Below are 16,943 nucleotides of genomic sequence, written 5' to 3'. Positions count from 1 at the left end.
GAAAGGGAGAATTGCAAATGAAAAGCGTTGCACTAGTCACTGAATATAATCCTTTCCACAATGGTCACTTATACCATGCCCAGACATCAAAGTCAATAACCGATTCTGAAATATCAATAGCCATTATGAGTGGTAATTTTGTTATGAGAGGGCAACCAGCTATATATAATAAATTTATACGCACCCGAATGGCATTGAGTGCTGTCGATTTAGTCATTGAATTGCCAGCAGTAGCTGCTTTATCAGCAGGACAATATTTTGCAGAAACAGCTGTCCAAATAGCAAGTTATGTTGACGCAAATCATCTATCATTTGGTAGTGAATCAGGTGATATCGATTCATTTCATGAATTGCAAAAAGACATCTCTAAAATAGAACAAACATCTGAATTTTCAATGAAACTAAAAGAAGGCAAAAGTTATCCCAGAATATTAAGTGAACTTTTAAACAATCATACGTTATTATCTTCTCCAAATAATACACTAGGTATTTCTTATATGCGGGCAATTCAAAAGTTAGCACCACATATCAAACCTTGGACGATATCAAGAGAAAATAGTCATCACCATAATTTCAACATTTCAAACTTAAATTTCGCTAGTGGCACTGCCATTCGCAATGCATTACAAACTCAAAATGACCTATGGAAATCGGTTGTTCCTAACTCAATACAACAGCTTTATCAAGAACCACACGCGACTGTAGAAGATACATTTCCTTATATTAAATATGCTATTTTAAGTCATACAACAAATTCATTGAAAAATATCTATACGATGAGCGAAGGATTAGAAAATCGCATATTAGATAAAATCAGATATGCCTCATCATTTGAGCATTTAATGTCGTTGATTAAAACAAAGAGATATACATATACGCATATACAACGTATATTAATGAATATTTTACTAAACTTTCAACACCAGCATAAACATAACGACATAAAAGCAGTGCATATCCTTGGTATGTCATCAAAAGGTCAACAATATTTAAAATACTTAAAGAAAAAATTTCCAGAACGTCATTTCATTACGCAACTAAATCAACAAAATGCGCATTTATTTGAGCAAGAAATCCATTCAACACACATTTATAATTTGCTTTCTAATCGTACAGAAACAGATTTTAATACACATGTATTACGCGTTTAAAATGAATAATTACTACTCGAAAACATTTAAAATTTCATTTCTAGTATAATCAGCCTGAGCATGAATTTATAAAAATTTCATACTCAGGCTTTTTATAGTAGGACACTTTAGTATTCGGCTCGTTTATTATGATAGTATTTCAATTTATATTTCAAACAATAGATTGTTTGAATCACTTTCACTTTACTTTTCATTACAAAAAATACCTATGTATCATTTATTGTTCGCAATTAGACGAAATAAAAAATAGTGGATGTTTATATTAGATATCTTGCGTCAACACTATGTATATAATTCAATTATCTTTTGTTCATCAACATCATTTGACAAATCAACAAAATATTCGAGTTGCCATTTTTGACTAAGCTGCGCAGTTTTGTTTAAATCATTTTCCCAACTTGGATAAACACGAAAAGCCATTTTCCCTTTTTTATTTTCAGAACTAATTATACCCTTGTGCATGAGTATTTCTTTTTGAAAAACGAATTGTCCTTTTTGTACACCTCTATAATATTAACAACTAATTTATCTGCTATTTCATCATAAGTAAAAGGTACATTGTTCCCTTGATTATTTTTATGCCATATTGCAACAAAGTAGCCGTGTTTCTTCGGTGTTTTTTTAGCTAATCTACTTTTAAAAGTGATGTTATTAAAAATAAAATTGATAGCTTCATAATCTTGATTCCAGGTTTCTATATTTAAATCTTTCAATGAAAATGCTGATTTCGTTTCTTTTAATTTATTAAATAATAAACTCGAGTTAAAGTTAATGATTATCACCCTTTTATCTTCAATTGTTCACCGTGAAGTGTGCAACGTTTACTTTCTTTCATTCTGCTGAATGCATAAGAACCACTAACCCAACAAGTTGGGAAGTGGTATTAAGGATTACCTGAGCTTTAGCTCATGCATAAGAACCACTAACCCAACAAGTTGGGAAGTGGTTCTTTATCATTTCTTGAATTTTTCATTCAACGCTTTTTCAACATGTTCTGGTACAAAATCTGATACATTAGCCTTATATGCAGCCACTTCTTTCACTACACTCGAACTAATAAAGGAATAATTTGTACTTGTCATCATGTACATAGTTTCTACATTACTATTTAACTTTTTGTTCATTGAAGTCAATCTCAATTCGTATTCAAAATCACTTACAGCTCTTAATCCTCTAATAATTGTTTGCGCACCAATTTCATCACAAAAATCTACAAGTAATCCATTAAAATGATGTACTGTAACATTATCAAGGTGTTTTACAGATGCTTCTATTAATTCAATGCGCTCATCAACTGAAAAGGTCCCCGACTTGTTGTTATTTTTCAAAACACAAATATGCAATTCATCGAAACGATCGGCACTCCTATCAATGATGTCAATATGGCCATATGTAATTGGATCAAAACTTCCTGGAATCACTGCTTTAGTTGTAGACATTTTAATCTCCTTTTTCTAATAACAAAGTGTCTGTTAATCCATAATGATATCTTTTAATCACATGAAATGATTTTGTATCAATCTCTTCTTTATGATTGAACTCACAAACGATAATACCATTTTCTTTTAATAAATTAAACTTTATAATTCCGTCCAGTGCTTCATCAATTAATCCTTTATCATAAGGTGGGTCTAAAAATATAACATCAAATTGCATCGCTCTTTTTGAAAGTGCTTTAAGGGCTCTATCCGCATTATTTTTATATACTTCCGCTTGGTCAGAGATGTTTAAATGTTGAAGGTTCGCTTTGATGATTTTTATTGCTTTAAAATTTTGATCTACAAAAATTACTTTTTCCATTCCCCGAGACAATGCTTCAATACCCAAAGCACCACTTCCAGCAAATAAATCTAACCCGATACCTGATACTTCATGTAGGCTGTTAAAAATACCTTCCTTAACTTTGTCCATCGTAGGCCGAGTGTTACGGCCTTCCATACTTTCTAATGGTTTACTTTTATGGATTCCAGAAATCACTCTCATTGAGAAACACTTCCATTCTTTAAGTTATTTTTATATAATACATACTGCATGAAAGGAGGGGCAAAATGAAACAAGCATTTATACAATTGGGCGAAGGCCTTACAGACTTATTTGAATTTACAACACTTATTGAATACAATCATGCAAGAATTGAGCATATCGTTTATTTCCACACCCCTACTTTTGATAAACAATTATCTTCAGTGGCGATTATTATGAAACCTACACATGGTAAACATTTCCAAGCGATGTATATTATGGTAAATGCGGTTAAATATCCATATCCTCATTCAAACAAAAAATTCGATTTAATTAATGAACAAGCAACACGTTTCAACATTGATGTAAAAGAAATTGATGTGCAACCACCTGAGCATTTTCATTCCAACAATATTTATTTCAATTATCTAATCAGTGTATTGCGACTTCAAAGATGGATACCACCATTACAATAATAGTAAATAAAACAAAGTCACGTAGCTATATTTAAATCTAAAGTGACTTTGCTTGTTAATTAAAAATTTATTTAAGTATCATATAATCAAGAAAATTCATGTTGTTCTTTGGGATATTCCTTTTTAAGATATTTATAAGGAGAACCTGCAATATGTTTTACATATTTTAAGTTCATAAGTTTATCTACAATTGTGTCCGCTTCTTCTTCATTTATATACATAATAACATAGCGTTGTAGCTTATTCGTACTGACAATATGTCCAAATTTTCTAATTTGGCGTTCGTGTTTCATATGTTTTAAATATATAACTAAACTTGTTCTAGATACAATATTCATACAATTATCACTCCATTTATTAGCCACTTTATAATATCATGTCTAATTCGATTAATAAATAACAATTATTTTGAACAATAGCTAACATTTGCTATATTACTGTATATACTCAAATCAAGGAGGATTTGCGCATGACAACAATTAACAAATTAATAAAAGGTGCATTTCTAGGTACGGTTGGTTTAGTAGGTAGTGTTATTTTCTTTTCAAAATATAAAGCTAAACCTATGAACCAAGAAATCCCGCCTTTTTTCTCTAAGCCTGCACCGTATATCTTCGCACACCGTGGTGGTATGGCAGTGAAACCTGAACTGACAAAACTCGCATTTGACAATGCTTTATCACATCATATTGATGGATTCGAAATTGATGTGAGATTGACTAAAGATCAACAATTAGTGGTTTTTCATGATGCAGATGTTGATCGTACGACAAACGGCTCAGGAAAAGTAGCAACACATACTTTAACAGAATTAAAGCAATTAGACGCAGGTTATCATTTTACGGATTTAAACGGGTTAACACCTTATCGTAATCACACTGACACTAAAATACTAACTTTTGATGAATTATTAAAATTATATCCTAACACACTTATAAATGTTGACCTTAAAGATGATTCACAAAGTGATCAAGGTAAATTAGCACCTAAAATCATTTATGATATCATTGTTAAAAACCACGCGCAAAATCGTGTTTTAGTTACTAGTTTTCAAAGCGATCAAATTGAAAGGTTCAAAAAAGTAAGCAACTACACAATAGCTATTGGAGCAAGTCAGAGCGAAGTGGCAGAAGGCTTCTTAAAATTCAAATCAGGTTTAGGTAACACATTTAAACCACAAGCACATACATTTCAAATGCCAGTGACGTTTAAAGGTATTAAATTGACTTCACCTAAATTTATACAGTGGTTAAATGAACGTAATATTGTCCCTGGTTTTTATGGTATTAATAATCTAGATTTAATGAATGATTTAGCCAAAAACGAGGTGCATACTATAGTCACTGACAGACCTGATTTAGCAGAACGATTTAAAAACACCTATCAAAATAAATAGTTATATAAAAGCTGGGTCACTACAAGTGCCCAGCTTTTATATTAATTAACATTTCAGCACTGATTTGCTATAAGGAACAGCTACAAGAACCACCTGTTGCACAACCACTTGCATCTTTTTGGAAAAATGGATTACCTGTTTCTATCTTTACATTTTCAGATACAGCATAAGCTATTTTCACTATAACCTCGTCTATTAAATCTTGTAATGCAACTTCTTTTTGTTTGTAATCCATAACTACTGGTAGCATTTCATAAGCACGTTTTCGTTTACGTGTTTCTAACATCACTTTTTGATAATCTGGATGATATTTTCCAAATCTCATTATTTCGTCATATTGCTCTTTTGATTTTAAAAAGGCTTGATAGAGTAAATGCGCTTCATCATTTTCTTGTAAATTTTGTTCTGCTATTTTAAATGAATGATATAATCGTGAATCAAGTATTTTATCACTTAAATATTCAATATCATCAAGAATGTTCAAAGTTTCTTCTGTTATCATTATATCCTCTCCTACTTATCTTCAATGAAAATAATTGTATAATAACCGTTTGACACTTCGCCGCCGACTTCATTGTATTTAGAATTTAACATCCTTGATCTATGAATATCAGAATTTAACCAACTATGGATTAAAGTTGGTACTTCGTTAAAATCATATCCTACATTTTGACTAGTAGAAACAAAAGAAATATTTTGTTCATTAAGCTTTTGTTTCAAGGCATCTTCTGTAAATTCTACACTATCAGTATCAATTGCTTCGTACAAATTATATGATGCAATATGAGCTACGTCATTATTGATTTTTAAAGGCTTAGCATCTTTTAATTTGCGCATCTCATTAGTTATTTCATAAAGTGTCATCAATTGATTTGCATTTTGTTCATATGGTATTTTTTTATAATTATTTTTCACTTTTTTATCTTCTTGCGCAGTAATCATTTGATAGGGTTTGAATGCTATTAATGCTTCACTATCTAAATATCTTACACCTACGATTTCATTAGCTTGTTGATCAATATATACTTGTGCGTAAACATTATTGAATTTTATAAGTGTCTGTGTTTTCATATCTGAATCTGAAAGTTCTATTTCATACGCTTTTCCATTAGCTTTAATCGTTGGCTCTGGATTGATACTGTACTTTTCAAAAACATGCGCTGCATTATCACCAATTTCTACTGGATTAACGTTAGCATTTTTACCAGTGGCATAAACTGATTTAATTTTATTTTTTTTCGTTGTGACAAGATAATACTGATTTTTTTGTTTATATACGTAGTTTTTAAAACCACCTTTATATGAATAGACCCTATCTGCTTGTCCATAATTATCAGTTAAATTATGTAAATCTTGTCCAATCCAAGTACCCACACCTTTTTTAAGTTTAGGATTTTCAACATTTGTTTTTTTGTTTTGAAAATCTTTGTTTTGTGTTGTTTTTGAAGTTTCTTTATTAGGATTTTCTAAAACATCAAATTTCAAACGCGGTGAGTAAAATAGATAAATTATAAAACAAATCAATAATAATACACCAATAACTTTAATTATTAGTTTCTTCATCGCTCATCCACCTACATTATTCTTTGGTTCATTGTACATGTTTATGACAGATACAAGCAAGGCATGTCCTCAAATTTGTTAATTTGTAATAAACCCTTTACATTTTCATCATATATTATATGTGCATGACGTAATATACAAGAGAATTTTGGGTATAAAATAAATGAAGGGGTGACAAATATGTCAATCATTCGTATACATGGTGCGAAACAAAATAATTTAAAAGATATTTCTTTAGATATACCAAAACATAAAATTTCTGTATTCACTGGTCGTTCTGGTTCAGGTAAGTCATCATTAGTCTTCAATACAATTGCTGCCGAATCTGAACGTTTACTTAACGAAACATATTCTACATATATACAAAATCAATTAAAACAATTTAGTAAAGCAAATGTAGATTTAATAGAACATTTACCAGTAGCTATGATTATCAATCAAAAAAGGTTAGGTGGTAATTCACGGTCTACAGTAGGTACAATTTCCGATATTTATGCTTCAGTGCGTTTATTATGGTCTCGTATCGGAACACCTTTTGTAGGATATTCTGACATTTTTTCTTTCAATAATCCAAATGGTATGTGCGAAACATGTTCTGGCCTTGGATACGTAGAAGATATTAACTTGGAAGAACTGTTAGATTTTGAAAAATCTTTAAATGAAGATGCAATCCGTTTTCCCTCTTTCAGACCGGATAGTTGGCGCGGTAAACGTTATTTATATTCTGGTTTATTTGATAATGACAAGAAATTGAAACATTATGATAAAAAAGAATTGGATACACTGTTATACACAAAACCTACCAAATTGAAAAACCCTCCAGAAAACTGGCCAAAAACTGCAAAATTCGAAGGACTTATTCATCGATTTAGACGTTCTTTTCTATTAAATGACAATTTTGAAAAAAATAAATTCAAACACGATATTGAAAGAGTTGTGACATCAAAAAAATGCCCAACATGTGGTGGTAAAAGATTAAATCAAAATGTATTACAATCCAAAATTAATGGCTTAGATATCGCTGAGTTCACGCACTTATCTATTGACGAAGCAATGACTTTCATTCAAAAATTAGATTCTACCAAAGCACAATTTATAATTAGCCCTTTGTTAAAGCAATTAGAAGCTCTTAGTTATATTGGACTTAATTATCTCACTTTAGATCGTGAAACAAAAACGCTGTCTGGTGGAGAATCTCAACGTATTAAACTTATCAGGCATCTAAATAGCCCTTTAAGTGACTTAGTATATATCATAGATGAACCGAGCATCGGGCTACATCCTGAGGATATTCAAAAAATAAATGAAATCATTCAATCTTTAAAAAATAAAGGTAACACAGTTCTAGTAGTAGAACATGACCCTGACGTTATCAAAATTGCAGATCACATCATAGATTTAGGGCCCTATGCTGGAAAAAATGGTGGTGAAATTGTTTTCACTGGTAACTATTCTGATTTATTATCATCAAATTCCAGTACTGGAAAAGCATTAAAGAAAAAACATAAATTGAAATCATCCATAAGACAAACAGATGCGTTTATTGACTTAAATCATATGACGCAAAACAATTTAAAAGATATTTCAGTTCGTATTCCTAAACATGCAATGACCGTTGTAACTGGTGTAGCTGGTTCTGGCAAGAGCACACTTATACATGGCGGCTTACAAAACGATGAAGACGCTATTATTATCGATCAAAAGCCCGTACACGCTTCAAGTCGTTCTCATTTGTTAACATACCTAGATATATTTGATGATGTTCGTACCTATTTCAGTAAAAATACAGGGTTGAAGAAGTCATTATTCAGTTACAACTCTGAAGGCGCCTGTCCTGAGTGTCATGGAAAAGGCGTGCTAAAAACGGAGCTTGCATTTATGCCAGACTTCACCCAAATTTGTAATGTTTGTGGTGGTAAAAGATATAAACCTGAAGTTTTAAATGCAACTATCTCAGGCTATTCTATAGCAGATATATTGAACTTAACAGTGGATGAAGCTTTAAACTTTTTTAATACAAATCAATCTATTGCACAGCCTTTGCAATCACTGAAAGCAACAGGTTTAAATTATATGAATTTAGGACAAACACTTGATACATTATCTGGTGGAGAAATACAACGTGTTAAGCTCAGTAAATATTTGACACACGTTGTGAGTAATCACATTTTTGTATTTGATGAACCTACTACTGGCTTACATGAAGATGATATACCAATTATTTTAACTTGTTTTGATAATTTAATTGACCAAGGTAACACAGTAATTATCATTGAACATAATTTAACGATGATGACAAATGCAGACTGGATTATTGATATAGGGCCATATGCTGGAAACAAAGGTGGTAAATTACTTTATCAAGGAAATCCAGATGGTCTATTAGCAACCACTGCTTCTGTTACGGCTAAACACTTAAAAAGGTATTTATCTTAAGTCGCTTTTTTAAAAATTTCCATTTAAATTATTTGAATGAAACCACACACAAATCTTGAGTTACAAAAATTATAAAAAGAATCTACCACTTAAACAGATAACATCTGCAACTGCAACTTTAAAATAAAAATAACCTGAGACACTGCAGTGTCTCAGGTTATTTTTAGATATAATGATTATTTCAGCTTAGTCCATCAATACTTTAACTAAGTATATTTATAAAACCGAAAGTTGCTTTCAACAATGATGTTGTTTCTCCGCCTGGATATAATACATAGAGCAATACATAAACCATCACTCCTGTGATAGCAGTACAAAACCAAACAATTGATGCAATTGGTCCTACAAATCTATGAAGTTTAAATTTGTCTTTGAACGCAGTGATGATTTGGAAAAGTCCTAGCAGACCACCGATGGTAGCTAAATTGATATGAAAAATTAAAAAGATTGTATAATAAATCTTAATTGAATCTGGGCCACCAAAAGCAGTATTACCAATAAATATCGTTCTCGAAGCATAAATAATAAAGAAAGTTAGCGCAAATATAGCAGCAAGTAACATAAATTTTTTATGACTTTCGATTTCTCTTTTCCATATTTTACGCCATCCTATTGCAATAAGGATTGCGCTTATCACTATACATGTTGTGCTAATTGTAGGTAAGATTGGTAAATTCATATATTCCATCCTTATTAATATTTATTAGAACATTTTAATCAATGAAACAACAACAACGAGTACGAAGAAAACTACTAAATAGTTTAAAGAGTAAATAAACATTTTTGTTGCCCATTTTGTTTGATCTGAATCTTTTTTAAAACTCGTTAAACCTAAATATAACCAGCCTAAATTTAATAATGTAGCTAATATGATAAATGTTGTACCAAGATCACTCAATAATAATGGTAGTGGTAATAACAATACTAGCCAGATAAACATACTCACTCTCGTGCGTTTGAAACCTTTAACAGAAGGTAACATTGGAATATTTGCCAAACTATATTCATCTTTACGCTTTATTGCCAATGCATAAAAATGTACTGGTTGCCAACAAAATATTACTAAGAAAAGCGCTACAGCAACCATACTAATATTGCCTTCAATAGCTGTCCAACCTATTAACGGTGGCACAGCACCAGGAAAACTCCCAATCACTGTATTCCAAACTGTATGACGTTTAGACCAAATTGAATAAAATGACACATATCCAACAATACCTAACAATCCTATTACACCAGATGGTATATTTAAAGCAAATAATAATGCTTCCCCTACGAGCATCATTCCAAAACTAAGTAATAATAAATTTCTATTTGAAATTTTTCCATTAACTGAAGGTCTTTGCTGTTTACTTGGCATGATACTGTCAATATCTTGATCATAGTAATTATTTAAAGCGCATGCGCCCCCCATAATTAATGTCGAACCTACCAACATCATTAAAATCTGTGGTATTGACGAGAGGAAGGAATGATTTGCCAACACAATTGCAAGCCATGAACCAGCAAATGCTGGAATTAAATTGCCCTGAACTAGTCCCATTTTAATAATTTGTTGTAACTCTTTAAACGTTACACGACTAGAATTATGCGACAAAGTTTGTTCTTTGTTCATAATTTCCCTCCTAATTTTTCCATATAATACAATGATATATCAATTTACGGTGATTGACTACATTTATACAAAGTTATTTGTGACACTTTATCGACATTCACAAATAGTCATTTTTGTGACACAATTAGAAGCGTATTTCTTGTTATAATAATAGTTAAGTTTTATTTAAAAATAAAAAAGTAAATGTAAAGAGTCTATGGTTTAAACTACAAATGATTGGTATCATTGTAGCTGAATCATTACTCATATCTGTTTTATTTATTTGTGGGGGGTTAATTCTTGTTTAACAAAAAAAACCTGAAATGGTTATCTGTATTGGCAGCGATAATAATGGCATTTGTACAGCTAGGAGGCGCATTGGTTACTAAAACTGGTTCAGCTGATGGTTGTGGCTCTGACTGGCCATTATGTCATGGTGCTTTTTTACCTCAAAATTTGCCTATACAAACAATAATTGAATTAAGTCATCGTGCAGTATCAGGTCTATCTTTAATTCTTGTTTTATGGCTAGTGATTGTTGCTTGGAAACACATTGGTTATATCAAAGAAGTTAAACCGTTATGCATGATTAGTATTGGTTTCCTATTATTGCAAGCACTTGTTGGTGCAGCAGCAGTAATGTGGCAACAAAACGATTATGTTTTGGCGTTACATTTTGGTATTTCATTAATTTCATTTTCTTCAGTATTTGTTTTAACTTTAATTATCTTTGAAGTAGACCGTAAATACGAAGCTGATGAATTATTTATTCGTAAGCCGCTTAGAATTTATACATGGATTATGGCAATCATTGTATACTTAACGATATATACTGGTGCGTTAGTTAGACATAAAGAAGCAAGTTTAGCTTATGGTCAATGGCCGCTTCCATTTAATGATTTAATACCTCATAACGTTCAAGATTGGGTGAACTTCACTCACAGAGGTATGGCTTTAATCGCTTTTATTTGGATTTTAATCACGTTTGTTCATGCAATTAATAATTACAAAGAAAATCGAACAATTCGTTTCGGCTATACCGCTGCATTTATTTTAATAATTTTACAAGTGATAACAGGTGCTTTATCTATTATTACTGAAGTGAATTTATTAATCGCTCTATTACACGCATTATTCATAACAATATTGTTTGGATTGATTGCATACTTTATTGTATTGATGCTAAGAACTATACGAAGTGGTGGATAATTTACTTTAATTAACATATAAAATGGCTGTGATACATTAACCGTATCACAGCCATTTTTAGTTTAATCTTCTTGTTCTTTTTCAATTTCTATTAATAAGTCGCCTGTTTCAATGGCATCGCCATTTTGTACTGTTACTTTTCTTACGACACCATCAAACGGTGCTTGAATCGTTGTTTCCATCTTCATAGCTTCAGTGATCAATAATGCTTGTCCACTCGTCACAGATTCACCCTCAGCAATTTTAACTTCTGTAACTGATCCAGGCATTTGTGCACCAATGTGATTTGGATTTAGTTTATCCGCTTTTGGTTTAACATTTGCATTGGCTTTAACATTTTCATCTTGTATGAAGATACGTCTTGCCTGACCATTCATATCATAAAATATTGTACGTACACCTTTTTCATCAGGTTCTGTAATCGTTTTAAGTGTAATAATCAATCGTTTTCCTGTATCAATTTCTATTTCTACAGTCTCATTTGCTCTCATGCCAAAGAAAAATGTTGGTGTATCTAAAAGTGATACATTTCCATATTGTTCTTGCGTAGCAATAAATTGTTCATACACTTTTGGATATAACACATAACTGATGACATCTTGTTCAGTGACTTCTTTTTGTTGTTTTTCCTCTAATTCTTGTCTTACTGTTTCGAAATCAACTGGCTTTAAATATTCCCCTGGCCGTTCAGTTAATGGGGTTTGACCTTTCAATATTACCTTTTGTAGGTCTTTATTGAAGCCATTAACTGGCTGACCAATTTCTCCTTTAAAGAATGATACTACTGATTCAGGGAAATCTAATTTATGTCCATCTTTTATTACAGATTGCTCATCTAAATCATTTTGAACCATGTATAAGGCCATATCGCCAACAACTTTTGATGAAGGTGTTACTTTAACAATATCACCGAATAAGAAATTAACACGCTTATACATATCTTTTACTTCATTAAATCTGTTGCCTAAGCCTAAACTTTTCGCTTGTTGACGTAAATTAGAATATTGTCCACCTGGCATTTCATGCTGATAAATTTCTGTGTTAGGTGACTTAATATCACTTTCGAAATCGCTATAGTATTGACGTACAGTACCCCAATAATGTGATAACTCTTCCATTCCATCAATGTCTGCACGCATGCTTCTACCGAAACCATTCAGTGCATAATACAATGAATTAGCACTTGGTTGACTTGTTAAACCACTCATTGATGCAACTGCTGTATCAATAACATCTACGCCCGCATCAATAGCTTCTTTATAAGTTAAAAGTCCATTACCACTCGTATCATGTGTGTGTAAATGAATTGGTAAGTCAACTGCTGCTTTTAACTCACCGATTAATTCGTAAGCTGCTTTCGGTTTTAATAAACCAGCCATATCTTTAATAGCTAATATATGGAATCCTTCTGATTCAAGTGTTTTTGCCATATTTACGTAGTAATCTAACGTGTAAATATCAGAACGATTTGCATTTAAAAAATCTCCTGTATAGCAAATAGCGCCCTCTGAAATCTTACCTGCTTCTTGAACTGCTTCATTTGCTACTTTCATTTGATCTATCCAGTTTAACGAATCAAAAATACGGAAGACATCTATACCTGCATCAGCACTTTCTTTCACAAATTTTTTAATGACATTATCTGGATAATTTTTATAGCCAACAGCGTTAGATGCACGTAAAAGCATTTGGAATAAAACATTTGGAATAGCTTTTCTCAATCTTTCAAGTCTTTCCCATGGATTTTCCTTTAAGAAGTTGTAAGCAACATCAAATGTTGCACCGCCCCACATTTCTAATGAAAAACTATCTTTCATTACATCAGCTGTTTTAGAAGCAATATTCATCATATCTTTAGTACGTACGCGTGTAGCCAACAATGATTGATGTGCATCTCTGAAAGTAGTATCTGTAATTAATACATCCTCTTGCTGTTTCAACCATTCTGCAACTGCTTGTGGTCCTTTATGATCTAATAACTGCTTAGTACCTTCAAATTTTTCGACAACCTTTTTTGGAACCTGAGGGATTGGTGACGTTTCATAAATTGGTTTCGGTCTTTTTTCTACGTTAGGAAAACCATTGATAGATACATTACCAATATACTCTAACGTTTTCGTACCTCTATCTAATGTAGGCTCAATATCAAATAATTCTGGCGTACTTTCGATAAACTTAGTTGTGTAGTCGCCAGTCTTAAATTGTGTATTTCTCATAACATTAATTAAAAATGGCACATTTGTTTTCACACCACGAATACGCATTTCTTGTAATGAACGGTCCATTTTTTCATTTGCTTGTTTAAATGTCATACCATGTGTTGATAATTTTACAAGTAATGAATCATAATACGGTGAAATTTCTGCACCTTGGAAGCCATCACCAGCGTCAAGTCTGACTCCGAAGCCACCGCTTGAACGATAAGCTATTATTCTACCAGTATCTGGCATAAAGTCATTTGTTGGATCTTCAGTTGTAATACGACATTGAATTGCATAACCTAATGTTTGAATATCTTTTTGTTGTGGCATGCCAATTTCATTATCAAATAGCTTTTCACCATCAGCTACAAGAATTTGAGTTTTAACTATATCTACGCCAGTCACCATCTCAGAAATCGTATGCTCAACTTGTACACGTGGATTGACTTCTATGAAATAAAAATCGTCTCCAGATACTAAAAATTCAACTGTGCCAGCATTCACATACTCAATTTTCTCCATTAATTGAATTGCAGCGTCACATATACGTTCTCTCAAATCATCAGTAAGTGCAACAGATGGCGCAACTTCAACAACTTTTTGATGACGTCTTTGAACAGAACAATCACGTTCATATAAATGAACAATGTTACCATGTTCATCACCAATGACTTGTACTTCAATGTGCTTTGGATTATCTATATATTTTTCAATATAAACCTCGCTATTACCAAAAGATTTTTCCGCTTCAGATTTTGCTCTGTGGAATGCTTCCTCTAATTCATCTTCGGAACGCACAATACGCATGCCCTTTCCACCACCACCACTTGTAGCTTTAATCATCAAAGGATAGCCGGCTTCATTTGCAAAGGCAATTGCATCGGATTGATTATCAATTGGTCCATCTGTACCTGGAATAACTCTTAAATCAGCATTAATTGCTGTAGTTCTTGCCTTAACTTTATCACCAAACATGTCTAAATGTTCGACACGTGGTCCGATAAACTTAATCCCCTCTTCTTGGCAACGTTTGGCAAAAGTTTCATTTTCGCTTAAAAATCCATAACCAGGATGAATTGCGTCCACTCCTGCACGTTTCGCAACATCTAAGATGCGCTCTATATCCAAATATGATTCTGCTGGTCCTAAATCTTTCCCAACTAAATATGACTCATCAGCTTTATATCTATGTAATGATCCTTTATCTTCATTTGAATAAATCGCAACCGTTTTAACATTTAATTCTGTTGCAGCCCTAAAAATCCTTATTGCTATTTCTCCACGATTGGCTACCATAAGTTTATTAATTTGTTTCAAATCATGGTCCCCCTTAAATTTTGAATTTTCTAAAAAGTTGGATATAAAATTGATTATAGCAAAATACGAACTATGTATACAGTAAAATAGTTTTCACATTATTTAAAATTACAATATGACTAGTGCTTATATTTTTACCATAATACTATCTTTTTTATTGCAATGAGTATTTAAAATTTGATACCTATCGTATTTAAAAGAGATTATATCATAAAAATAACATAATATAAAGTTATCATTATTGATAACTTTAACTTATTAAAAGCACTGTATTTGCTAAGTTTTTCAAAAGTAAATGATATAGTTAAAAAAATAAGCAAACGTTTTCAACATCAACATGTTGAATCGTTTGCTTATTATGCGCGTATTAACCATTTTTTGGAACACTAAAATGGTGCGTATGTTTACGCTGTTGTCTTTTTTTCGATTCATCGACTTTAATTTGTTTAGCGGTAATTAATAATAGCCCCATTGCAATACTTAGACTGATCATTGACGACCCACCAAAGCTAATAAATGGTAATGGAACACCAGTTAAAGGTATCGTACCTGAAATACCACCTAAATTGACAAATGTTTGACTACCTATATAGCTAGCAACACCTACACAAACTAGTTTATAAAAGTATGAACTCGTCTTACTCGCAAGTTCAAATGCTCTATATACAATAAAGAATAATAAGCAAATGACAATTAGTCCTCCAACAAGTCCAAGTTCCTCACAAATAATGGAGAAAATAAAGTCAGTATGTGGTTCAGGCAAGTAACCTAACTTCATAATACTGTTTCCCAAACCACGGCCTAACAAACCACCATTACCAATTGCAATTAATGAATTAGAAATATGGTAACCTGTGCCACCTTCATTGCTGAATGGATCTGTAAGCGTACTAAATCTGGCAGTTAAATAATCTGGCACAAGTCCTATCAGTAAAAACAAGCCACCTATGAGCACAATACCTGTGAGTATCATTAACCCATATTTTAGCGATTTTTGAACTCCAATGCCTGCATAAAATAAGATTGAGAAAAAAATTATTAAAATCAATAATGTTTGACCAACATCGCGTTGTAAAAATACAAGGCCGATACAAATAGCAGATAAAATAATTGGAGAAGTCATGAGCTTAGGATTTTTAAATACTTTTGGCCTTTTCTTTTCAATCATATATGGAATATATAATATCAAGGCAATTTTCAATAATTCTGATGCTTGTAAATTCATAAAACCTAAATTAATCCAACTTTTCGAACCATTAATATTACTTCCTACTAATAGGGTTGCTACTAACAATAAGATAATGCCAAGCATCATCCATTTTTGAAACTTAATCGTTTCTAGTAACTTCACATTCATCACGAATGCCATAAAAAAAACAAGAATGATACTCATAATTACGTACATTAATTGCCTAGTATAAAAATATGTTCCTGTTACTGGTACACCACCTGTTAAAGAACCTTTAGTGGCTGCAACCATACTTGCACTATATACCATGACTAAGCCAATGAGACATAACAACAAATATGTAATTACTAACGGATAGTCAATATATTTAGCATTCTTGCTAATATACTGAAAAAATTTCTTTATGTTATTCATTCGACATATCATCCAATTCTATTTTATATATTCTT

The 16,943-nt window shown here is 31.9% G+C and carries 14 protein-coding genes and 1 pseudogene; 5 read left to right on the top strand and 10 right to left on the bottom strand.

The window, feature by feature from the left end; genetic code table 11:
- Positions 1-17: 17 nt before the first annotated feature.
- Complete coding sequence (locus KA873_RS04460) at positions 18-1,151, top strand: nucleotidyltransferase (RefSeq protein ID WP_210140174.1); 1,134 nt, start codon at positions 18-20, stop codon at positions 1,149-1,151.
- 282 nt (positions 1,152-1,433) lie between these two features.
- On the opposite strand, the pseudogene KA873_RS04455 reads toward KA873_RS04460, so the two are convergent.
- The 3 genes and pseudogenes from KA873_RS04455 to rsmD form a co-directional block, all read right to left on the bottom strand.
- A pseudogene (locus KA873_RS04455) lies at positions 1,434-1,933 on the bottom strand (MepB family protein).
- A 171-nt stretch (positions 1,934-2,104) separates the two neighbouring features.
- The gene (gene coaD, locus KA873_RS04450; RefSeq protein WP_019469279.1) at positions 2,105-2,590 is read right to left on the bottom strand and encodes a pantetheine-phosphate adenylyltransferase; all 486 of its coding nucleotides are present in this window, start codon (positions 2,588-2,590) and stop codon (positions 2,105-2,107) included.
- Between the two features lies 1 nt (position 2,591).
- Complete coding sequence (gene rsmD, locus KA873_RS04445; RefSeq protein WP_107384381.1) at positions 2,592-3,134, bottom strand: 16S rRNA (guanine(966)-N(2))-methyltransferase RsmD; 543 nt, start codon at positions 3,132-3,134, stop codon at positions 2,592-2,594.
- Between the two features lie 65 nt (positions 3,135-3,199).
- On the opposite strand from rsmD, the gene KA873_RS04440 reads away from it, so the two are divergent.
- Entirely contained in the window at positions 3,200-3,589 is a 390-nt protein-coding gene (locus KA873_RS04440; protein WP_107384380.1) for a DUF7147 family protein, read from the top strand.
- Between the two features lie 86 nt (positions 3,590-3,675).
- Here KA873_RS04440 and KA873_RS04435 read toward each other — a convergent pair whose 3' ends face one another.
- On the bottom strand, positions 3,676-3,927 hold the full coding sequence (locus KA873_RS04435) for a YlbG family protein (protein ID WP_107384379.1): 252 nt from the start codon (positions 3,925-3,927) through the stop codon (positions 3,676-3,678).
- Positions 3,928-4,058: 131 nt separating this feature from the next.
- Between KA873_RS04435 and KA873_RS04430 the strand changes: the two genes are divergently transcribed.
- On the top strand, positions 4,059-4,985 hold the full coding sequence (locus KA873_RS04430) for a glycerophosphodiester phosphodiesterase family protein (protein ID WP_107384378.1): 927 nt from the start codon (positions 4,059-4,061) through the stop codon (positions 4,983-4,985).
- A 67-nt stretch (positions 4,986-5,052) separates the two neighbouring features.
- On the opposite strand, the gene KA873_RS04425 is transcribed toward KA873_RS04430, so the two are convergent.
- Positions 5,053-5,487, bottom strand: coding sequence for a YlbF/YmcA family competence regulator (locus KA873_RS04425; protein ID WP_107384377.1), 435 nt, complete (start codon positions 5,485-5,487; stop codon positions 5,053-5,055).
- An 11-nt stretch (positions 5,488-5,498) separates the two neighbouring features.
- Positions 5,499-6,548 (bottom strand): CAP-associated domain-containing protein, encoded by a 1,050-nt coding sequence (locus KA873_RS04420; protein ID WP_107384376.1) that lies wholly within the window; start codon positions 6,546-6,548, stop codon positions 5,499-5,501.
- A gap of 180 nt (positions 6,549-6,728) precedes the next feature.
- Here KA873_RS04420 and KA873_RS04415 point away from each other — a divergent pair, with 180 nt between their 5' ends.
- Positions 6,729-8,984, top strand: coding sequence for an ATP-binding cassette domain-containing protein (locus KA873_RS04415; protein ID WP_107521379.1), 2,256 nt, complete (start codon positions 6,729-6,731; stop codon positions 8,982-8,984).
- A 202-nt stretch (positions 8,985-9,186) separates the two neighbouring features.
- On the opposite strand, the gene KA873_RS04410 is transcribed toward KA873_RS04415, so the two are convergent.
- Both KA873_RS04410 and cyoE read right to left on the bottom strand, forming a co-directional pair.
- Entirely contained in the window at positions 9,187-9,663 is a 477-nt protein-coding gene (locus KA873_RS04410) for a DUF420 domain-containing protein (RefSeq protein ID WP_107384374.1), read from the bottom strand.
- A gap of 24 nt (positions 9,664-9,687) precedes the next feature.
- Positions 9,688-10,599, bottom strand: a complete 912-nt coding sequence (gene cyoE / locus KA873_RS04405) for a heme o synthase (protein WP_107505424.1) — start codon at positions 10,597-10,599, stop codon at positions 9,688-9,690.
- A 279-nt stretch (positions 10,600-10,878) separates the two neighbouring features.
- Between cyoE and KA873_RS04400 the strand changes: the two genes are divergently transcribed.
- On the top strand, positions 10,879-11,787 hold the full coding sequence (locus tag KA873_RS04400; RefSeq protein ID WP_019469269.1) for a COX15/CtaA family protein: 909 nt from the start codon (positions 10,879-10,881) through the stop codon (positions 11,785-11,787).
- Between the two features lie 62 nt (positions 11,788-11,849).
- On the opposite strand, the gene KA873_RS04395 is transcribed toward KA873_RS04400, so the two are convergent.
- Positions 11,850-15,305, bottom strand: coding sequence for a pyruvate carboxylase (locus KA873_RS04395; RefSeq protein ID WP_107505319.1), 3,456 nt, complete (start codon positions 15,303-15,305; stop codon positions 11,850-11,852).
- A gap of 367 nt (positions 15,306-15,672) precedes the next feature.
- The gene (gene ftsW, locus KA873_RS04390) at positions 15,673-16,908 is read right to left on the bottom strand and encodes a cell division peptidoglycan polymerase FtsW (protein WP_107384371.1); all 1,236 of its coding nucleotides are present in this window, start codon (positions 16,906-16,908) and stop codon (positions 15,673-15,675) included.
- Between the last annotated feature and the right edge of the window lie 35 nt (positions 16,909-16,943).

Source organism: Staphylococcus sp. GDY8P45P, assembly GCF_017892745.1.
Classification (GTDB): domain Bacteria; phylum Bacillota; class Bacilli; order Staphylococcales; family Staphylococcaceae; genus Staphylococcus; species Staphylococcus cohnii.
Note: the sequence above shows the minus strand (reverse complement) of the source record. Positions and strands in the feature narration are given on the sequence as shown.